We start from the raw sequence: 20,488 nt of genomic DNA, 5'->3' as shown, positions 1-20,488 counted from the left end.
GGACAAAATTATTGAAGTTAGGAGCCTTAATTACTATAAGCTCACGGCGAACTTTAATTGCGATTACTAGCTCAAGTCCTGTAAAACATATCTTTGCTGCTGCTTACAGATGCTTAAAAATGCTCTCGAATACCGCTTAATTTCAAGTCAAGCAGCATTCACCTTCTCTCTAATAATATTTTTGGCTTGGTTATGATTCAAGCCTTGTTTTGGATGCTTAATTTGATGAACAGAGTGTTTCAATCTCAGCATAAGCCAAAATATCGGTAACTGTTTTAGCTTGATAGTTGATATTTATACTTACTTTGTTTACCATCATAAATTTCAATTGATGATGTATCAAAAAATCCCTTACATCAAGAGATGTGAATTGATTTTTTATTGTTTGTGAGAAATTTCGGTTATTGTACAAGTTCTTTCCCCTCTGCCCTCTGCCCCTCTGCTCCTTCCCTCAAGCTTGTGAGAAATGCGGGTCTATGCCTGGGTATTGCATCATACTGGCACAGTCAAATCCAAGTCCGCATTTTTTCTTGGGCATAGGTTACATCCTTTAGTTCTAGTTACTTTTATAATTTAATATAGCTAGAACAAGGTAGAGTTATTTCCTATGGGGTTATGGGCGAGATAAACGATATTAGGATTTTGCACCTGAGCAGGATATCGTTTCTACGAAGTATTCAAATTTGAACACTTCGTAGAAACGATAGTAATTCCCAACGGCTTTTTACCCACAGTCGAATGGCACTGTGGATTAAGTTTCTCTACCAACAGATTTACTATTGCTCAATACCTCTTTGCGATCGCGATTTATTCATTAACGCTTGTTGGGTAAAGATACGCAAGCTTTCAATCTGCTCGATTTCGTTTGTTGTTAGTCGAGTTGGTATCTCTTCGTACCAGTTTCCCTGACTATAGCAGGTTTGCATCACAGGAGTATTATCCCCATGACGGTAAACAGTCAGAATGTTGGCATCTAAGCTGGCACTCAACTCCCGTCCTTTGATACGGAAATTATTGGTAACAAGCATATAGTCAGTGATTGTAGAAGGCAGATGTTTGAGCTTAGAAGGGAGAAGGTTAGGAAAAAGGGCAGTAGGGGAAGATTGCTTGCAGGATTTGTTGAGCAGTGGATAGACGGTTTTCTTCTGAAATATGTGGGTGGTGTTCCTTCAGATGCAGCTGTACTTTTTTTTTTAACCTTATTTGCTTCCGACGTGGGTTTCTCTTCTAATTTTGGTTGTATTGTCGAAATTGATCTGTATAATTACTATTTAGTACTTTGTGCTAGTAAATATTTTGGTGTTACTATCGTATCGCCATTACTATCACTTGTATTGCTGCTAGTAAGTTTATCTACAGATAAGTAATTATTATTGCTTCTATTATTGGTATTTATGCGGTTAATTGCTCTGGCTTTAGCTTGTTGAATTACTTCCTTATCTTTCTCTTGGTCGTATGTTATTCCGTATTCAGACAGCAGTTTGTTCCAACTATAGGGTTTGTATACTTGATAACCAGCGATTTTCACATCATTATGGATGTAGGTAAAGCCTAGTAGTTCCTCCCCCCCGCATTTAGGCAATACCCCAATGTTGTTTTCCTCCAAGCGTTGGATGAACGTGGAGACAGTGGACTATCCTTGATGGCTTCCCCTATTGCTTGGCGAATAATTTCCTTACTTGTTGGGGTTTTGTGCTTACTGTTGACTGCTCTAATACTTTTCGAGCGGTTGGGGCTGTGAGTGCAGTTATGCCATACTCTTGCTGTAACTTAGAGGCGACGGCTTCATTCGTTGTCGGTGTTACTCTAATCCTAGTTCCGCCGCGATGCGTCTAGTTGAGACTTGGGAGTTGAAATAATCATAGGAATCATTAACTAAGCTGCCATCTAACCGAATTCGGGAAGCAATTATGTGCAGGTGTTCGTGGTCGCGATCGTGGTGGCGTACTGCAACGAACTGACTCGTAGCTGCTACAGATGATCTTCCTTGGGTAAGTATCCCATATCTTTGAGATATTCCCTTGCTACATGTTATTTTTCAGTTAATTATAGAACTACGCATTGACAAGCAAGACAAAAAGTGCATAAGGAGAATGCAGAAAAAAAACAGCGACCGCTAGTTACCAGAGGCGTTAAAAACAGATAAATTTACTTGGCTGTGTTTAGGGTTCGGACAATCAGAGCAATTACTAAACCATCAACCGCTAAATGTGACTGAACACTTATACTCTGTTTCTACTGGCAGAATCAAAGTATCCAGGTTGCACACGTCTGGCAGAGATAATGGAAAATTTATCTCATGATAGCGTCAATAGATTTTTGCTACGTGAACGGTACGAACCCAAGGACTTATTTGAAGAAATCAAGCCCAATATCAATCTAGTTGGAGGTACTTTAAGTGGAATGATACGGTAATTGATAAGCCTCATAGTGACCCGGAAATAACAGATTTAATCGGTTATTACTATTCAGGTAGACATCATCGTGCCGTTAAGGAGTTCAGTTAATTACCTTGTATTACACGAGTGTTCAGGTAAATCTGTACCTGTAAATTATCGCATTTATAACAAACAAGATAACAAGACTAAAAATGATTATTTACGAGAAATGATTACTGAGGTAATGGATTGGGGTTTAAAGCCTAAAACAATGACAACTGACGCTTGGTATTCCAGTCAAAAAAACCTGAAGTTACTGAAAAACAAGGATTAGGGTTTTTAACTGGGGTAGCTAAAAATCGCTCATGTTCCATTGATGGTAAAAAATTTTACCCAAGTCCAAAAACTTAGAAATTCCCGAAGATGGTTTAATAGTGATCTAAAGAATTTTGGTCAGGTAAAAGTATTTCGGAAAAGTTTCAAAAAACGAAACTAAAAGATATTACATTATGTATATCCCTGAAAAGATACACTAAACTCAATTTCCAGAACAGAATTAAAGAGCTAATTCAATTCATTGGGGGATTGAGTGTTACCACAGAGCTATTAAACAAGTATGTGGCATTGGAAGATTCATGGTTAGAACAACCGATGCTATTAAGACTCACTTTTTTAGTGCAATTCGCGCTTTCACACAATTAGAATTAATGCGGGCAGAAGACTTGATTGAAAATTGGTATGAAATCCAAAGGAATCTGTCTCTCCAAGTAGCTCGTGACTTTATTTGGAACATTTAGCGCAGAATTTGAATTTGAATACATAGTATCAATTTTCTGTCAATGCGTAAGTTCTAAATTATTTATTTTGATTGACAAAAATCAAACCCAATTTTCACTTAATTGGGGTAATTAGTGTGTCAATTGGGGTAGTTCGGAGTAAATACGGGGGTGAGTTCTCCCACCGTATGGTTAAAGTAAGAGTATTGACAAATAGCTTACTGAGAAGCTTGATTTGCACGTTAATAGAAGAGAAGCTATGGCAAGAGCTAGTAAGCCAGCTGATTCGGTTGAGTTGGCGCGTATCATGCGGAATAAAGATATGGAGGACGGTATAGTAATTAGCTATCTCCAGTCAAAGAAGCGAGGGCAAACTGAGTTAGTATGTGAGGCGCTGCGGGCGTATTACCTACCGTTTGCGCTATCTGCTGCGGGGTATCTGGTGTTGAATTGCAGTCAGCCCTCCATGATGCGATCGCGCAACTTGAAGTTCAGATCATTAAGATGAAACGGACGTTTGGGATGGAGGGGTTGCCCCAGATAGTTCTTGTTAATCCTCATAGTGGAGTTTTCTCGCAAGGTGCAACTGGGTTACAACCAACAGTTGGAACTAATGGCGTGGAAATAATCCTATTTCAGCTAATTCGGTTCCCCCTTCAGTTTCTTTTTTGATTCCACTGGGCCAAGTCCTGTGTCGTTACCTGTTGCGACAGAACCAGTCGGATCAAATGTTTTGGGAGAAGATTCCGAAGATGATGGGTTTTTTAATGATGACGAGGATGATCCAATTGCTAAGGCAGAAATAGAAGTTGATGCAGGATTTCGTCTGGAGTGAGGGGATTATGAGGATATGGGTGGTTAGATATTTGAGAAAAGCATACTCTCTCTGCCTTCGGTTGTGATACTTGCGTAAGTCCTATCCTTGTCCTGTTTGTCGTTGTGGGCAATATCTCCTGGAGTGCGATCGCCTGGCGCTGTTTGTTGTTAGGAGGTGCTTTTCACCTCTCCATTGGGCGCATTTAGAAGGAGTTTTTCCTCAAGCACCTGCACTGCATTCCTCAAAGTTTCTATGAAACCATTTCAGCCATAAATTTGGTCAAACCCTTTGGTCGAGTGCATCAACAGTATTTGACCGAACTGGAAAGGCGATCGCATTCTAGTTTTAGAGGTGCGTTCGCCTGGAATAATCACTTCATGTATCTCATCTGTAAAAGCTGCGATCAAAAATTTGACAGCAAAGCAAATGTGTAATTGACCCTATTTGACATACCTTGTTATTGCCAAGACTGCACAATAACGATACTTTTTACTGGGGTAATTACGGGGATGGTTGAGGTAATACGGGGTGTGATGATGACAATCGCATTGTTTGAATTACAGGCAAAAAGCTAATTTTGTTTAATAATTCAACTTTTAGTTGATACAGGATTTGGGTGTGATTGGGGTAATTTAGTCATGATTTAGGAGGTGATTTGATCATCGGGTATAAAAGCAATATTTAATACTTTAATGTACTTAGGATTTACGGTTTTGATTTGGTATTAGTGCTATGGAGGTACTTCAGTTAGCCCCGTGGCAATTTGAACTTGGTTGCTGGCAGTTTGCAGTGGACTCTCTACTCAATGAAGTTGGTATGAATGCTGTAGCGCCATCGAAGAACATCGCCGTAATAGTTTTTTCTCTACGCACTTTGTATGTAAAAAAGCTGTTAAACCCTGTAAAGAAAGTGTTTTACACCACAGTATTTTTCTCATTTCGGTTAAATTGGGAACGATAGTAAAAGGTAATAAAAGATAAAGATATGCCCAAAACTAAGGAGAAAACAGACGTAAAAAAGGTAGTAATTACGATTGACATGGGTGCAAGTAAAACCAAGGCGATCGTTCAGGAGTATCCAGAGGGAAAGCCTGTTGTTTTACTTTTCGACTCAGAAGTAGCGGACGTTGCTAAAGCTTCGATTGAGAGCATTCAACAAGAAGGTAATGCTGAATCTCGTACTTGGGTAGGAATAGGTGATGAGTATTGCGCCTTGGGAGAGCTTGCCCGTCGTCGGTTTGGGGGTATATCGCAGCTGAAGGAGCTAAAGTACGAACTAGCAGTCCCTAAAATTTGTGGTGCATTTTGGCTGGCTAAGGAGAAGTTGAACCTGGGTAATGATGTTGCAGCTTACTTGAGCATCCTGCTGCCGCCTGGTGAAGTGCAAGACAAAGAACAGTTACAAGTGCGGTTAAAGGAAGCGTTTCGAGGATTTGATACACCAGCAGGTAAGATGCGGGTAAAAATGCTTCGTTATGATGCAGCTTCTGAGGGTAGTGGAATATTTTTTCACCGTAGGCGATCGCTTGGCAATAATATGCCTGCTTCGATGTACGTGATGCTTGGTTATCGCAATGCAAGTATTTTCACCTTTCGGAGTGGTTCAATTGGCGCGGGAATAACCAGTAATTTTGGTATGTCTTGGCTGGTGAATAATTTTACTTCCAAGACATCGGGACTAAGCCCTGATAATCCCAATATTATCGAGGTGTTGGTAGAAGCTGGAGTTAATTGTGACCCCCAGGTGATGCAGAAACTCTCACGCAAGCGCAAAGGTGATGAAATTCAACTTGATGGCGAGTCGATGTCCAAGGCTTTATTGCTTGCTAGAGATGAATATTGGCGTGCGATCGTCAGGTGGTTACGCTCGAAAATGGATGAGGATATTGAAGAACTGGTGTTTTGCGGAGGGACTGCGGATTATATTCGTCCAGAAATAGACACTTACTTCCAGAAAGAGGGAATTAAGATATCCTGGCACGGTAACATTTTTATACCTGATGAGATATCTTCTAGTATTGGCAATCGGATGGCGGATGTCTGGGCGCTCTACCAGTATATGATTATTCAGTTTGATGAGTTGACTGGTTATACCCGCTCTGAGGTTGTACTGCTAACTAAATCCGCTGAAGGTAGTACAGATGAAGAAGTTAAACCTAAGTATAATTTTACGCCTTGTGAGCGACCTAATACCTTTATTGCTGTGAACGAGAATGTTTGATTAGCTGAGAAAAAAGTAGTGTAGTTACAAGGACTGCAACTACACTTCTGGGATGCTTTTTACCTAAATCGGAGAGAAGGCTCCCGCCATAATCTGTGATTTGGCGGCGAGACGGCAGTCGCTTCAAGTCGGCGGAGCCGCCCAACGCGCTGCCTCATGAATCGAGGGCGAAAAACGAGACGTTCCTGACCATAACTGACCGAGGGTCAGTGAGGAAAGGAAATAGTTGAGTTTTTCGCAAATCTATGAAATAATTTACGTCAATATATCTGACGTAAATATGTTAGTATTTGAGGCAAAACTTGAAGGACTTAACGAGCAGTACCGAAAGCTTGATGAAGCAATTAGAACTGCTCGTTTCGTTCGTAATAGCTGCCTTAGATACTGGATAGAAAATAGAGGAATTGGGCGATATGACTTGAGTAAGTTCTGTGCTGTCCTTGCTGCTAATACTGAGTTCCCTTGGGTATCCAAGCTGAACTCGATGGCTCGTCAAGCCAGTGCAGAAAGAGCGTGGTCTGCAATTGCTCAGTTCTTTGATAATTGCAAGAAAAGTAAGCCTGGAAAGAAGGGTTTTCCAAAGTTTAAGAAAGAGCAAACGCATGGTTCTGTTGAGTACAAAACCTGTGGCTGGCGACTCTCCGAAGACCGCAGGTATATCACTTTTAGTGACGGATTTAAGGCAGGAACCTTCAAGCTCTGGGGAACCCGTGACCTGCACTTCTACCAACTTAAACAGTTTAAGAGGGTGCGGGTTGTGCGTCGTGCCGATGGGTACTACGCCCAGTTTTGTATTGCTCAAGAACGCATTGAAAAACGAGAACCAACTGGTAAAACTATTGGTATTGATGTGGGATTGAACCACTTCTATACAGATAGTAACGGGGAAACAGTTGCTAACCCTAGACATCTTCGCAAATCAGAAAAGTCTTTGAAGCGGTTGCAACGTCGTTTGTCTAAGTCCAAAAAAGGTTCCAACAACAGAGTCAAGTTTAGAAATAAACTTGCTCGTAAACACCTCAAAGTAAGTCGCCAGCGTAAAGACTTTGCTGTAAAAACAGCAAAGTGCGTAGTGAAGTCTAACGACCTCGTGGTGTATGAAGATTTGATGGTGCGGAATATGGTCAAGAATCACGCGATTGCTAAGTCAATTAGTGATGCATCGTGGTCGCTGTTTCGTGAATGGGTTGAATATTTCGGTAAAGTGTTTGGCGTGGTAACTGTTGCAGTCCCGCCCCATTTCACTAGCCAGAATTGTTCTAACTGTCGTGAAGTTGTTAAAAAATCTCTTAGCACTAGAACTCATGTTTGTCCTCGTTGTGGGCTAACCCTTGACCGGGACTGGAACGCGGCGCGGAACATACTTGAGATTGGACTCCGTACTGTGGGGCACACAGGAACGTTAATCGCCTCTGGAGACATCGACCTCTGCATGGGTGGAGAAATCCCTCCAAGTAAGTCGGGTCGTGGAAAGAGGAAACCCAAAGAGTGATCTTTGGAATCCCCCGCTATATCAGGTACTCCTGGTATAGCGGTGGGAGGATGTCAAGTAACTTCTCAATAACCACTGCAATAATGAGCCGATTACTCGTGGTTAGGTGAGAATAGCTAGTTCTAAGGGGATTGAAAATACTTCCTTGTTGGCAGCGCCCCTTTTTATAATGACATTAGGTAGATAGAGAATATTGTTATCCCGCTTCAATCAAGTACACTTTGAACAAAGACTGTTGTTCAGCGTAGAATCTTCATGGCAAGGTGGTTATATTATGTCAACAGAAGATTTTTCTTCTCAATAAGCTCAAAAAAGTCGCATTAATAGCTGCTGATTGACACAGCTTTAAAGGTTGAAATCACACTAGAATTATGCCGTTGGTTTTTATACTCAATAACCAGCTTGCACAAAAGCCATAGTGCTTTTCTACGGAACTGTTTGATTGAGCAAGTGCTGAGTGAATATCTCTTGGACGGTGTATATTTCTTTTTGTGTACAATTCCACGCTGGGCAATCTGTGTCGCTAGGTCGATATTACTTGCAGTCAACATCTGTGTTGATAGCAATCCTTGTTAGAGAAATCAGAAAAATGATATAACATTATCTCAAAATTCTTTGCACAAACTGATATAACGTTATCTCATGACTGGGAGTCGGAAATATAGTAATCAAGAAAGAGAAAAAATTATGCCTGCCAATTTGACCCTTTCGATTGAGACAAACGCTGGAGGAGTGGCGAAAAGTACTATTTCATACAATCTTGCGTATGAATTGGGTGTTCGTGGCTATTCAGTGGCACTATTAGACATCGATCCTAACGAATCATTGACATTATTTTGCGGATTAGGAGAATTTAAAACTCAGGGAACAATGGCTAATGTTTACCACCCAGATTTCAATGGGAACTGGCCTTTAGTTACAGCTTGGCAAGGTAAGATTGACAAAATTCAAGTTTGTAAAGGCGGAAAAGAATTACACGAAACAATTCGGGAAGTTTCAAAGGATCTGCGTGGAGCTTATACTCTTGCAGATCGGTTGAGTGATTATCCCTTATCTCACGATTTTGTAATTATCGATTGTCCTGCAACATTAGAGCCTTTACCACTGACTGCTCTTGCAGCTTCTAGCCACGTGTTAATTCCCATTCAACCTGAATACAAGGCTTCTCAAAGTGCTGCGGCGATGATTGAGTGGTACTATTTCAACTGCAAGCGGCTGAGATTGAAACCGACTCCGAAAATATTAGGTATAGTTCCTACTCGTTGGAAAAGTGATTGGGGAGCGCATAGAAGTATTGTTGAGGAACTTCCCCTAGTCTGTAAGAATTTGGGAATTCAGTATTTTAGCCCAATTCGAGAATCAGCTGATATTCTTAATGCTTCTGGTAGAGGGCTACCTCTGGGGATTTACAGACCGGGCAAAGAGGCAAGAGGAGATTTTATGCCAATTGTTGATGCACTAGTTAACGAACTTAAGCTAATAAGAGGTTAATCGATGACAAAATTAAACAACCCGAGTGTACTTGGAATGTTTGCTTCTGCTGCTGATTCACAACAGATATTTGGGCTTGAAGAACGAGTAGAAGATTTACAGGCAGAGATTACAAGATTAAAAGATGAACAAGCACAGGGAAAGCTTGCTGAAGAAGAACGTACACTCCTCAATCAAACTATTGAAGACCTACGAGAACATTTGAAAGCATCTGGAATTTTTAAAATTCACTATAGTGAAGTAAGACCCAATCCGAAACAAGCAAGGCAAACATTTACTTCGGATAGTATTCGGAGTATGGCTGTTTCCATTAGAGAGGAAGGGCAACAACAGCCGATTATTTTACTACCGGGAAATATCATTTTTGATGGAGAACGGAGATGGAGATCCGTTGCAGAAGAGTTACAGCCAGAAATTGAAACACTAGATGCAGTGATGCTTCAGAAAGTTCTTTCTGAAGAGGAATTACATGCACGCACTTTATTAACTAGTCTTCACCGAGAAGGCTTGAATGAGCTAGATTTAGCCGAAGGTTTGATTCAACAGGCTAAGTTAGCTTTGGAATTTGAACAGGAAGAAGTAGTTAGAGCACTTAGGAGAGCAATAGCTAGATTAAACGCAAAAAAACTTTTGCCCCAGTTAACTGAATTGGTTATTTTAACTAGAAAAGAGCAGTCAGAAGGCATTAAAGAATTTAATTTAGACGAAATAGAACAAAGTATTCTTCTGTTATTACTACGTTTTCAACAAAATCCAGCATCAGTAGATGCAAATGTCTTTCCTTGTTTACGGCTTTCAGAAGACTTAAAAATTGCGATTAGACAATCAGGACTTGGTGCAAACCATGCCCGGTCACTCCAAAAAATAAATTCTAAAAATTTAAAAGTTGAAGAAACTAAAGCTCTTAAAATCCGACAAGATGCTACATCACAAGTTTTGCAAGAAAGGCTAACAGTCGCTCAAACTCGTTTTCTAGTTGCCCAAACTATTGCTGAACATGCTCCTGAAACAAAACCTAAACCAAGTCACCAAATCAGTTCTCTAATTCGAGATGTCTCAGCAACTAAGGTCGAAGATATCCAGCAAGAGCAACTGAGAGATTTATTGGCTGTATTAGAAGCTAAGGCAAAAGAGATTCGGAAAAAGTTGGACTAATACTATCTTGTTTGACTTAGTTTACTGAACCCGATATGTCCATGTAATCTATGAGTGCCTATCTAAACTACCCAAATGGCTTTCGCCTGAATCCCGCAGAGTAAAACCAGAATTATCAGCGTAACCGGTTTCAGTATGTGAGATTTCTAGACTGCCAAGAGAGGATACTTTGTGAGTTTACGGGTGAGCCTGTAGTTGGAGAATATAATGGAGGGACTTCAATCATCCAAATTAAGGTTAAGTGCCCCAACTAAGAGCAAGCTGCTATTGGACTGAGTACGGAAGAAGTGCTTTCTACAACAGTGATTCCTTCTGCTTGGACATAAGTAGTTTTCAAAAAACCAAATAATCTTTAATTTGGTCTTGCTCACATCCTAATATCCCCGATTGGGGTCAAACTTCTCCACAGGATGAAAGCAAACCTATTGCTCCCTCTTCAATCAGATCCAGAAATTCCAGGTTACTCCAGCGACATTTTTTAGCTACCGCTACCACTAATCGAAGGTTGGCGGTAATCATTTTTTGTTTAGCCAGTTGACCAAGCTTTTAGATTTGGGTTAACTGTGCTTCTGTTTTATTTACCTCGGCAGCTAGTTCAGCCGTAGTTGGGGAAGGCTCTAGTCGTTGCACTTGAGAATTGTTTTGCTTATCAAGTTTTGCATTGGCCTTAAGCTGCTACGCATCTAATTTTTTAGCTGCCTCTAGGCTATGGAAGGGTTTTAGACCCAAAATTATACAATTTAAATGCGCGACAGCTTACAAGTCTTGTGTAGATAATCTTTTACTCTGGCAATAGCCTCGGAAAGCGACCAATTTCTCGTAGATAAATTCCAACTGTATCAAAGCTCTGGCTAGACATCTTGTGGGGCGGGAAGCTAATTTATTGACACTCTCCGGGCTGAAGCCACGGAGATTCTTGGTTCAGCGAGTCCACTTAAATTAGACCCCTTGCGGTATCTAATCCAGAGGTGGTTCTCTCCCCAAGCATTAACTTTCCGAGTGCCCCTCGGTAGTCGGATTAGTCCAAAAATTTGCTTGATTTAAATTCTGATTGTCTAGTCTCCATGAAGATTTTACCTATTCCTGGAAAGGAGCTAGAACTATGGAATAGAACCCCATATCTTCAGTTGTCAAGGTGCAGATTGCCGTTAGGCAGTTGGGTTTTTATACAGGTTAATTACCGTTCCTGTTGAGTTCAATTGTACTATATATTGGCTCAGGCGTAAACGCCTTTTTTAGCCTTCGTCCTTTGCCTGAAGTACGAAAAACGCAACTGTGTTGCTGTTTCTCAAGGGTTTTCGGTATTTCCCTTATAACAAAGACATTGACAGTAGAGTATAAATCAAACAGTCAACCATTTTAGAGGGTGTAGGGAACCAACGTTTTGAAACGCGGGATTGAAGCAAGGAGCGGAGGCGGAGACATTCCGCCTCTGCGCTTTGTATTTCGCGTTATGCGTCTCGAAATAAATATTTTTTTAAGTGGGCTTAGATCCACAACTAAAGTTTTTTATTCCTTCTTCTCTATTTTTTTGTAAGTTAATTTCTACTGCGTTGATAGAAAAGATTTCAAAAATTGCTGATGGGGGCTATATGGGGACTATATGTACCCCAAAGATAGATTAGAACTTCGATAAGAATTTGACACCTATATGGGTGCTATATGGGGGCTAGGTGGGGCGCAAAGTGTCGTACAACCAAATGTACCCCACTTAGCCCCCAAGGGGTTATGATAAGCTCTTGAGGTTAGAGAAGGAAGGGGCAGAGTTCTGGGGAAAGACTCATAGCAAGTTATTCTTCTCTCCCTGCTTTCCTGCTCCCCTAGATAATCTGAACAGATAACTTTCACAAATCAAAACGTATTGACTTGATCCCTATGTCAAACATTCACGCCTTGCAAAAAAATTTTCCTGCTGGCTTTGATAACGGTTACGGAAGTCTCAAACTTTTAGTCGAAGGGTTTGAAGTAGTTCGTGTCCCCAGCTATATTTCCACAGCCGACATGGAAGATGTACCAGGGAGGGTAGTTTTTAACGGTAGTGCCTACACAGTTGGAGAATCAGCTTTCCGTACAGGTTATCATTTTGACCGGAACACAGACAATAATGAAAATAAAGTCAACAACGCATTATTGACTTTATTCGGTGCATTGGCACATCTGCCACACCGTAAGGCTTGGCACTTAAAATTAGTTGTCAGCTTACATGATGTTGGTCTGGCTGAAGAACTACAAAAAGTACTAAGTGGGGAATATCAGCCGATACTTGCCGGCAAACAATCAGATGTGAAAGTAGAAGTGCTGAAAGTCGTTCTAGAGGGGATGGGTGCATTATTTGGGCATCAACTACCCAAAAAATTAACCATTTTAGATTTTGGCAATGGCACGACTCTGTATTCTCGTTACAACCAGGGAAAACGAGAAGTTCACACCGCCTACCCCATTGGTGTAGAAGTTCTCATTGATGATATCTCCCAAAAAATGAAACATCTAAATGGGGGAAAAATCGGGGATGCATCAAAAATCCGATTTTGTCTGGAAATGGGGCATACCAAGTACAGCCGTGACATAGATATCAAAGATATATACAGCGCTTGCTTGAAAGATTGGTATGAAAAATACTTAAAAAAAGTGGTGAATCTGACACTTGATGCCAAGCACCAAGGGGATGAAATCTGGGCGATAGGTGGAGGCTGCCTGTTACCAGGATTTAAGAAGCTCTTAGAAAAGAACGGTTTCAAAATTCTGGATAATCCAGTGGAAGCTAATGTTTTTGGGCTTCTAGAAATGGCAAAAACTATTATCAGCAAGAATTCACCAAACACATCTGGGAAGTTATAACAATGGCAGACAAACAAGACTTGACACCGGAAAAAGTTCGGATCAAAGATAGCTACCGGGAGCGGATATTTGCAGAATCACAGCAATTAGGTAAAAGTTACCTGGAGACGCTTTACTTTATCATTGATTGTTATTTTGCTTTCAGAAAGGGTACATTCCCTACCCAACAAGTAGCTTTCACCCCGATTAATACTGAGTCAAACCAACTTATTCAGCCGATTCCCCAGCTATCTACAGACTCTAAACCAGAGGATTCTGATGACCAAACCTTCAGCCTTGATTTTGATTTGTAAGGGAAATACAGGGCTCCCGTGAGGTTGGTCAGCCGATGCTGTAGTCTCAGAGTCAGCGCCCAAGGATGTCACCAGTCGAAGTTAGAGAGCTGTTCACCCAGACATTTTGGTTGTGATAAAAATTACCACGTTGTTCTAATGTAAACCCACCCAGCAATAATCCCAACCATACTTCTACCATCGGCATTTTAAAATCCGACACAAGCTGAATTTCAAAAATTACATTCGACTCACCCAAATAACTCCCGATGCTGATAAGCAAATCGAGAAACATCCTGACTAGCTACAGGTTTAGCATAAATAGCCTGATTGCGAATTGCCTGTATCTGTTCTGACTCTCGCTCCATAGCTGGTGTGAATTCTTGTCGCTGTTTCAGCAAATCCTCAAACTCAATTTCCCCAGGTCTACCTTGATAAAAAGCCTCCTCAGCACAACGACGGACTGCATTACCAATTTCTGCTGGACTGCAAATGCGATATTCAGCCAACAGTCTACGCCATTGATCATCACTCCAAGGTGAGTTATTGTCTCGAAAAGCTGGAAAATACTTAGCTAGATGTAGATTGAAAACTTCATATCTTGCCCCTTCATGGGGTAAGTCCACAAAAAAGATATCATCAAAACGGCGAACTAACTCCGCAGGTAGCATTGACAAGCGATTGACAGTAGCAATGGTATAAACTGGCTCTTGATGCTCTTGCATCCAAGTTAGTAAAGCCGCAGATAGCCGCCGTGCTACACCTCCATCTGCATTGGAATCCCAGCCAGCAAAGCCTTTATCAAAGTCATCCCAGTAGAGTACACAGGGAGCAAGGGAAGTCACCAAAGCAATAAACTCCTTTAATGCTCTGTCGGGATGAGGATCACCCAGTAGTACACCCCAATTAGCTGCTAACAATGGTAATCCCATTTTCTTAGCTGCTAACTTGGCAGAAAGACTTTTACCAGTACCCGGTGGCCCCCATAAGAGCATTCCAGTGGGAAACTTCAAACCATATTGCTTTGCTTTAGGTTGAAGTAGACAGGTAATAGTTTCCAACCTTTTCTCCAGTAAATCTAATCCCCCGGCTGAAGGTACATCCGGTTGAGCAATGTACTCTAAACCCCGACCCCGCAATTTGCTAACTTTATGCTCTAGGACTAATTGGGCGATTTCCTCAAGCTGCTCTGTAAAACTCAGAGATTGCTGTAATAGCATATTCATCTCGCCTATGGGTAAACCCTGACAGGCACGAAAGAGCAATTGCAGTGCTGATGTTTTTTCTGTTGTTTTTAACCAAGAATTGCGATCAGCTACAGCGCGGCGATCGCGATCGCACTCCGCAAACTGCTGAAGCCGGGGATGACTACGCCCAACCCAGGTATCACAAAACTGCTGCACAACCATTTGCACCTGCTGTTGATCTGGAAGTGGATTTGACAGTATAGGAATAAAAGGCTGTAATTCTAGAGATAGTTGAACGTAAGTTTCCAATAACACCCAGTAATGATGTTGTTGACTCCAGAGAGCTTGATGACAGGCATTTAGTAATTGATAGCTAAATTTTTGACTTATTTTGCTACCATCACCCTCATTTAGAACTCCCTCTAGTAAATAAATGCCTGGTTGATATTCCTCCAGAAGATACTGAATAATGTCCCCGTTTTTACCCCTGTCAGTTGACTGTAAGATGTACTGACCTTGATGCTGAATTAATTGCTGTAGTCCACAGTAACCAGGATTCCAGACAAAGACTGACAAAGAACGTTCTTCACCCCAATGGTAAAACTGCTGTAATATCTGCATTCTGTCAGGCGTATGATACTCCACAGCCACAATTGGAGTATTTTGGTTAGCTAGAGCAGGCCAGTCTGTCAACTTCATAAATTTGACTTTAACAACTTACTTTCCACTTTTAGAGCAAATTTAATTACTGATGCTTTAGCCACACGGATAATTATTACTAACGGGTTGGCTATACTTCTTGTGTGAAAAAGAGCGATGGCTACGCCCGCCGCAGGCATCGCCTCCAGTACAGTGTTAATTTCGGAAACTGCTCCTAGTCCGCTTCTTTATCTCTTAAAAGCATAAATTTGTCACAGCAAAGACAGGTTTGAAATCGCAAAAAAATGAAATTGAAATGAAATGGATGTGAAAGCCGCGATTGCGGCAAGGAGGTGAAAAATTAACTTCATTAAAGGAAGTTGTAAAATGGCTATCGCTAAAGCTAGAATCAATAACAATCGCAACGCAGCTAATGCTAAAACATCTGCCAAAACCAATGGCACATCCGCTACAACTAAATCAAAGGTAGCGAATGCTTCACCACAAGAAGAGGCATTAGCATTGTTGAAGGAATTGCGGAACCTAATCTTCAAAGAATACGGCGTTAAATTACAACTACGGGATTCGCGTGTTTCAACTAAAATCGGTCATGCAGCGCGTGAAAAACTCGGACTTGACATTGCAGCCCAAGTCAAAAAGAAAGGTGGTAACAAAAAGTTTGATTGGCAAAAATGGAATACCAAATTATTTACTAAATTGTTTGGACAACCAGATGCACTCAAATATGCACCAGAAGTAGTGGCAATTTTCATGAGTATGCTGTACGACACTATCAGCACTGACCCAGAGCAAGCAATAGCAGATTTAGTGGAATTCAACCGCGCATCTCTGGAACGTCGTAATTCTTTCCAAGAACAAGAAGAGGAAGAACTTGACGATTTAGATGACGAACTAGACGAAGACCTGGATGAAGATGAGGAGGATATCGAAGATGAACTCGACGAAGATTTAGATGAAGATGACGAATTAGATGAAGAAGATGAAGACGAGTAAATAACTCCGACTTATTCTCAGTAATTGACATAATAATAACCTAAAATAACCATGTATTGCCTCAAACAATACATGGTTATTTTTTTGCCGAATAAAGAATTGAAATTGGAGCGGATTGCATCTTTCGATGCTGTTTCTATGAGAAAAATACTAAATACCAAGGAGTAATTCTCATGGTTAACGTTAACGTTCGCAAAACTGCTAAAGCATCACGTAAAATTGAAAGGCATATTCCTGCTTTAGAACGAGTAATGACTTATCAGGAAAAAGTACACCTGATGGTAATTGAAGTATTGCGGGAAGAATCAGGAAGAGAATTAGCAGCAGCAGCCAGATTTAACGGACAAGAGTTTGATTGGGACAAACACAATTCTCAGTTCCGTAAGGACTATGTAAATACACCATTAAAAGAACTGGTGAATTATGCTCGCAAACTTTACGGCTTGAATAATCTTGATGAAATACGAGATAGACGTGCTTCTCATAAAGCTGCTCGGTCTAAACGCATGGACGGACTCAATGGTTTGAGTAGCAACTCTGATGACTTGATAAATGACGATTTTGAACAAGATGAAGATGACGAAGATGTAGAAATTGACGATTAATTACAATGCCCTGAATTGTCTAATTCAGGGCATTCTATTTCCCGCCCACCCGCATCCAAAAAACAGAATTGAATGCAGCGATTGCTGCTGAATTAAAGAGACTCAAAAGTGAACTCTAACTCAGAAGGCATCTGTCGATGCTATTTAGGTGAGATGTAGCAATTCGTTAATCAAAGGATAATCAAATGACTCGTAATCAGCAACAAACAAAAGCGTTGGATCAAGTAATAGGATATCAGGATAAAGTACGATTAATGGTACTGGAAGTTTTACGTGAGGAATCAGGCAGAGAACTTGCTGCTCAAGCACGTTTTAATCAGCAAGAGTTTGATTGGAACGAACATAACATTCACTTTCGCCAGGACTATAGCGAAACTCCCATCAATGAACTACTAGCATACGCCAAACGTCTGTATGGACTGAAAGATTTGGATGCAGTACGGGAGCGGCGTAAAGCTCATAAACAACAACGTACAGCTAGATGGGCTGAAGCTTCATAATTACCTGCTGGTTGTCACAGCAGCCCCACTAAAATGTGGGGTAACTTTTTTGCCCACCCACCCTTAACCGTAAAAGCTTTATTTTACAGAAGATGCAGCTTCGCACCCTACCCCACCAAATGTTGTAATTGTCCGACTGGAAAGTTTACTAGTCATCAACTCATCAATCTGCTGGTTTGAAAGTTGAGTTGGCTTGACTTCGACTGTGGGTGCAGTTCCCCCCTGTTGACTTGAATAATGGAATTAGCCCAATAAAACTGCTGCTGGTCAGGTTGGGAATAAATAGGATAACAGCCTTTCGAGGCGATCGCCAATTTATGCTCTACGCTAGAAACTGATGGTAGAGAAATACCAGCACGAACTAATTTTGCCTCTCCTACTGGGCCCCACAAACGTAATTGTTGATTGACACAACGTTTTCCATCTTTTAGCGGGGCAATGATGTTGCCACAAACTTTAACATCCACATCATACATCGGTGGATAATTAGGCACAGTTTGAGCTTGAGCTTGAGTCGTATTCCTCTCATCCTTGCCACTGACATTTACAGTAGTAGGGGTACAAGCTGTAACTATACCTCCTATTACCAGCAGCCAAAGCCAGTTAACTTTGCAGGTAAACATCTGCTGAATCCTCTTCTACGATTGAGAAATTGACAACTAATTTTTTAACTTAAACCCCGTTCATTTTGAAACCTGGAGTTTTTAAGGAGAGTGTATTATTCTTTCGCGGCTTGAGTTCTGAGCTTTAACCTAATTCCAAAAAGCTATGGTTTTCAAGGTTGACGCGGTTTAGACACAAACTGGCGTTGATTGCTAGGTGATGTCCATAATGTGCAGAACCCGGATGAGGCTTTTCTGCTACTTGCTCCAATTTCCAGTGTTACCCCCAAACGCTTGACATCTTTAGCACAAGTAAGTTGACCGTTTTGGTCACGACTCAGCAAATCTTGATTCCATTGCATTAGGTTGTGAGCAAACTTACCTTCATTACTGGTTGCCCATTCCAAAGCATTGGCTTGGGCTTGTGTGAGTTGGCGTGGCCCAGCAGGATCTAGATGACTAGATTGATACCAGGACATTCCACCTACACTTACCAGTCCGCCTACTCCAGCTGCAATTAATAGCAGTATTCCCGCAGCAATTAAAGAGGGAACTGAATGAATAGCACGCTCAAATTCAGTACGCCTAATTAATCCCGTCACAGCCTGAGCGATCGCTTTTTGCTGACCTTTTACTGCTGCCTTTTCATATGTCTGGAGATGATCATAAAGCTGCGTTTGCCACAGGTCAAACATTGCTTCCATTTCTTTGGGATTGTCTTCCAACAGCACTTGTAGCCTACCAGTAGCAATCATCATCAGAAATGCTGGATCATCAGGGTCAAGCCCAGTTTGAACTACAATTTCCCAAACCCTAGCTTTAAATGAATCATCTTTACCTCGAATGGCTAAATCTAGTAAAGTTGGGTAAGGAATTTGGCTCAGTCCTTTGCCTCTAGCAACTACTGAATCCAAAAACTCATCGTCTAAATCGAGTTCTTCAGTGTGAGAATTACTCATATCTGTATTTGCTTTTAGCTAATTCGCGTCCTCGTCCCCCACGCTTATTTGGTAATTTGATTTGATGGTGGGAGATGTCACCAAAACAGTGCTGAGTGCTGAGTAACGAGTGTTGAGTAAAAAAGTAAAATTAATTGCACGGGCTAAACGCCCCGCTATCCATGTACAGCACTCCTGAATTAGATTACTTCTTGGTAGCAACTTTGCCGTTGACATTAGCATCATCAACTTTTTCTGTCGGGGCAGTAATTGAAGCTGTCGGAAGGTTCCAAATTTTAGCCTTCTCAATTTCCTCAGAAGCTTTTTTGAGAAAATTGTGTAATCGCTGCTTACCCAATACACCTAACTCTCCATAATCTCTAGCCGCAGAAAAATTTATCTGATTGGCATCAAGGATATCCCGCTCTCGATAGCTGAACTTGGGAAAATTGATGACAGCTACTTTATGAGCTTTGATTAAATCCTGTAAATTCTTACGTCCATCTACATGTTTCCAGTCATCGCATAAACCATAATTGCGTACAAATATGTGCTTAATCTTGTTCTCAAAGCGTTCGAGAGATTGCATAAATAATTGAACGCTGTCATATCCACCACTACAAACAAACCACTTATATATTTTGACCTTATTTTTTCCAGTAAGTTCTAGGATTTGATTACGCTCAATCCAATCAGTTACTGCTGGGTATACCTGAGCAGGTAAATTGACAATGACAGAAGTTGTTAGTGCTAAATTAAAAATTTCATCAGCATCGTAAGCTTTACGCTCTGATTCGCTAAAAACTGCTGTTTTATGATTGTCTGGATAAAATGCGCCCACATCTGGATTACTTTGGTCTGCTTCTACCAATTCATAAAGGAGTTTATTGTCAATGCAGTATTGCACCATAACCCGTGCAAACAAAGACTTGCCAACTCCACCTTTTTCACCATCCATGAAGTGAATTGCTGCCATTTTAAATCTCCTTTGTGATTTGACTAAATGTGCATTAATAAATACTTAAATATTCTCAAACATATCGTCTGTATCATCATAGAAAGACCCCTCACCAGTAATGAAGGAATCAGAATCTATTTTGTGTTTCGACTTGCTGCTACTATTGTTATTGTTATTACTATCATCAGGATTACTGTGACTGGAATTACCTGCATCTAGACCGAACAGAGTAGCAAGTGTTTGAGGATTAGTCATAGTGCTTATAGGCATAGGCAAAACATTACTTGATTTATGTGGTAATCCTAGTTCCATTCGCAAATATGCCAGATGTTGTTCCAGGGCATGACAACAAATTAACCCTACCCGACGCAGTTCTTGATCGCTAATATCTACACCTGCATCTGCTTGTGTTTTGTATGCTAAAGGCAACCAGCACATTCGTAATGCCTGCAATACCATCTCTTTGCTAGAACGTGCTTCATCTCCCTGTTGCAAATATGTGATTAACTGGCCGTCTACTGTATTTGAGTAAGGATGGTAAGAAAATCTAAAAATTTTGCGCTGTCTATTAGTGTCATGATTTTTACGTAATTTATTATTAGTCAT

At 40.9% G+C, this 20,488-nt stretch carries 22 protein-coding genes and 1 pseudogene; 13 read left to right on the top strand and 10 right to left on the bottom strand.

Features of this window, described 5'->3' with window-relative positions; all coding sequences use genetic code 11:
* Nucleotides 1-776: 776 nt before the first annotated feature.
* The 3 genes from GTQ43_RS35705 to GTQ43_RS35695 all read right to left on the bottom strand — a co-directional run bounded on the left by GTQ43_RS35705 (nt 777) and on the right by GTQ43_RS35695 (nt 1,909).
* Nucleotides 777-1,028 carry a hypothetical protein gene (locus GTQ43_RS35705; protein ID WP_265277424.1) on the bottom strand — a complete coding sequence of 84 codons (252 nt, stop codon included), beginning with the start codon at nt 1,026-1,028 and terminating at the stop codon, nt 777-779.
* A 239-nt stretch (nt 1,029-1,267) separates the two neighbouring features.
* On the bottom strand, nt 1,268-1,582 hold the full coding sequence (locus GTQ43_RS35700; RefSeq protein ID WP_265277423.1) for a hypothetical protein: 315 nt from the start codon (nt 1,580-1,582) through the stop codon (nt 1,268-1,270).
* A 219-nt stretch (nt 1,583-1,801) separates the two neighbouring features.
* The gene (locus GTQ43_RS35695; protein WP_265277433.1) at nt 1,802-1,909 is read right to left on the bottom strand and encodes a hypothetical protein; all 108 of its coding nucleotides are present in this window, start codon (nt 1,907-1,909) and stop codon (nt 1,802-1,804) included.
* 374 nt (nt 1,910-2,283) lie between these two features.
* Between GTQ43_RS35695 and GTQ43_RS35690 the strand changes: the two are divergent.
* The 8 genes and pseudogenes from GTQ43_RS35690 (at nt 2,284) to GTQ43_RS35655 (ending at nt 10,329) form a co-directional block, all read left to right on the top strand.
* Nucleotides 2,284-3,175, top strand: a pseudogene (locus GTQ43_RS35690) (transposase).
* Nucleotides 3,176-3,413: 238 nt separating this feature from the next.
* Nucleotides 3,414-3,662 carry a hypothetical protein gene (locus GTQ43_RS35685; RefSeq protein ID WP_265277219.1) on the top strand — a complete coding sequence of 83 codons (249 nt, stop codon included), beginning with the start codon at nt 3,414-3,416 and terminating at the stop codon, nt 3,660-3,662.
* A 183-nt stretch (nt 3,663-3,845) separates the two neighbouring features.
* Complete coding sequence (locus tag GTQ43_RS35680) at nt 3,846-3,989, top strand: hypothetical protein (protein WP_265277422.1); 144 nt, start codon at nt 3,846-3,848, stop codon at nt 3,987-3,989.
* Between the two features lie 714 nt (nt 3,990-4,703).
* A complete protein-coding gene (locus GTQ43_RS35675; protein ID WP_265277217.1) occupies nt 4,704-4,931 on the top strand; it encodes a hypothetical protein in 228 nt (75 codons plus the stop codon).
* Nucleotides 4,932-4,955: 24 nt separating this feature from the next.
* Nucleotides 4,956-6,191 (top strand): ParM/StbA family protein, encoded by a 1,236-nt coding sequence (locus GTQ43_RS35670; protein WP_265277216.1) that lies wholly within the window; start codon nt 4,956-4,958, stop codon nt 6,189-6,191.
* Between the two features lie 280 nt (nt 6,192-6,471).
* A complete protein-coding gene (locus GTQ43_RS35665; RefSeq protein ID WP_265270887.1) occupies nt 6,472-7,683 on the top strand; it encodes an RNA-guided endonuclease InsQ/TnpB family protein in 1,212 nt (403 codons plus the stop codon).
* 687 nt (nt 7,684-8,370) lie between these two features.
* A complete protein-coding gene (locus GTQ43_RS35660) occupies nt 8,371-9,174 on the top strand; it encodes a ParA family protein (RefSeq protein WP_265270886.1) in 804 nt (267 codons plus the stop codon).
* Between the two features lie 3 nt (nt 9,175-9,177).
* Nucleotides 9,178-10,329 carry a ParB/RepB/Spo0J family partition protein gene (locus GTQ43_RS35655; protein ID WP_265277421.1) on the top strand — a complete coding sequence of 384 codons (1,152 nt, stop codon included), beginning with the start codon at nt 9,178-9,180 and terminating at the stop codon, nt 10,327-10,329.
* A 781-nt stretch (nt 10,330-11,110) separates the two neighbouring features.
* Here the strand turns inward: GTQ43_RS35655 and GTQ43_RS41945 are convergent.
* Nucleotides 11,111-11,188 (bottom strand): sigma-70 factor domain-containing protein, encoded by a 78-nt coding sequence (locus tag GTQ43_RS41945; protein ID WP_196517849.1) that lies wholly within the window; start codon nt 11,186-11,188, stop codon nt 11,111-11,113.
* Nucleotides 11,189-12,204: 1,016 nt separating this feature from the next.
* Between GTQ43_RS41945 and GTQ43_RS35645 the strand changes: the two genes are divergently transcribed.
* Nucleotides 12,205-13,167 (top strand): ParM/StbA family protein, encoded by a 963-nt coding sequence (locus GTQ43_RS35645; protein ID WP_265277420.1) that lies wholly within the window; start codon nt 12,205-12,207, stop codon nt 13,165-13,167.
* A 2-nt stretch (nt 13,168-13,169) separates the two neighbouring features.
* Nucleotides 13,170-13,460, top strand: coding sequence for a hypothetical protein (locus GTQ43_RS35640; RefSeq protein WP_265277214.1), 291 nt, complete (start codon nt 13,170-13,172; stop codon nt 13,458-13,460).
* Nucleotides 13,461-13,512: 52 nt separating this feature from the next.
* Here GTQ43_RS35640 and GTQ43_RS35635 read toward each other — a convergent pair whose 3' ends face one another.
* Nucleotides 13,513-13,662: a hypothetical protein gene (locus GTQ43_RS35635; protein WP_265277212.1), complete on the bottom strand. Its 150-nt coding sequence runs from the start codon at nt 13,660-13,662 to the stop codon at nt 13,513-13,515.
* A 28-nt stretch (nt 13,663-13,690) separates the two neighbouring features.
* Nucleotides 13,691-15,325: an ATP-binding protein gene (locus GTQ43_RS35630; protein ID WP_265277419.1), complete on the bottom strand. Its 1,635-nt coding sequence runs from the start codon at nt 15,323-15,325 to the stop codon at nt 13,691-13,693.
* A 327-nt stretch (nt 15,326-15,652) separates the two neighbouring features.
* Between GTQ43_RS35630 and GTQ43_RS35625 the strand changes: the two genes are divergently transcribed.
* From GTQ43_RS35625 to GTQ43_RS35615, 3 genes are all read left to right on the top strand, one after another.
* Nucleotides 15,653-16,279, top strand: coding sequence for a primosomal protein (locus tag GTQ43_RS35625; protein ID WP_193919707.1), 627 nt, complete (start codon nt 15,653-15,655; stop codon nt 16,277-16,279).
* Between the two features lie 173 nt (nt 16,280-16,452).
* Nucleotides 16,453-16,884, top strand: coding sequence for a hypothetical protein (locus GTQ43_RS35620; protein ID WP_265277418.1), 432 nt, complete (start codon nt 16,453-16,455; stop codon nt 16,882-16,884).
* A 185-nt stretch (nt 16,885-17,069) separates the two neighbouring features.
* Nucleotides 17,070-17,384, top strand: a complete 315-nt coding sequence (locus GTQ43_RS35615) for a hypothetical protein (protein WP_265277417.1) — start codon at nt 17,070-17,072, stop codon at nt 17,382-17,384.
* Nucleotides 17,385-17,539: 155 nt separating this feature from the next.
* Here the strand turns inward: GTQ43_RS35615 and GTQ43_RS35610 are convergent, their stop codons facing one another.
* The 4 genes from GTQ43_RS35610 to GTQ43_RS35595 form a co-directional block, all read right to left on the bottom strand.
* Nucleotides 17,540-18,007 (bottom strand): hypothetical protein, encoded by a 468-nt coding sequence (locus GTQ43_RS35610; protein ID WP_265277416.1) that lies wholly within the window; start codon nt 18,005-18,007, stop codon nt 17,540-17,542.
* Nucleotides 18,008-18,159: 152 nt separating this feature from the next.
* Complete coding sequence (locus tag GTQ43_RS35605; RefSeq protein WP_265277415.1) at nt 18,160-18,945, bottom strand: DUF2207 domain-containing protein; 786 nt, start codon at nt 18,943-18,945, stop codon at nt 18,160-18,162.
* A 184-nt stretch (nt 18,946-19,129) separates the two neighbouring features.
* Nucleotides 19,130-19,900 carry a mobilization protein gene (locus GTQ43_RS35600; protein WP_265277414.1) on the bottom strand — a complete coding sequence of 257 codons (771 nt, stop codon included), beginning with the start codon at nt 19,898-19,900 and terminating at the stop codon, nt 19,130-19,132.
* 45 nt (nt 19,901-19,945) lie between these two features.
* Nucleotides 19,946-20,488 carry a hypothetical protein gene (locus GTQ43_RS35595; protein WP_265277413.1) on the bottom strand — a complete coding sequence of 181 codons (543 nt, stop codon included), beginning with the start codon at nt 20,486-20,488 and terminating at the stop codon, nt 19,946-19,948.

Source organism: Nostoc sp. KVJ3, from assembly GCF_026127265.1.
Taxonomy (GTDB): Bacteria; Cyanobacteriota; Cyanobacteriia; order Cyanobacteriales; family Nostocaceae; genus Nostoc.
This window is presented reverse-complemented; position numbering and strand designations above follow the sequence as displayed.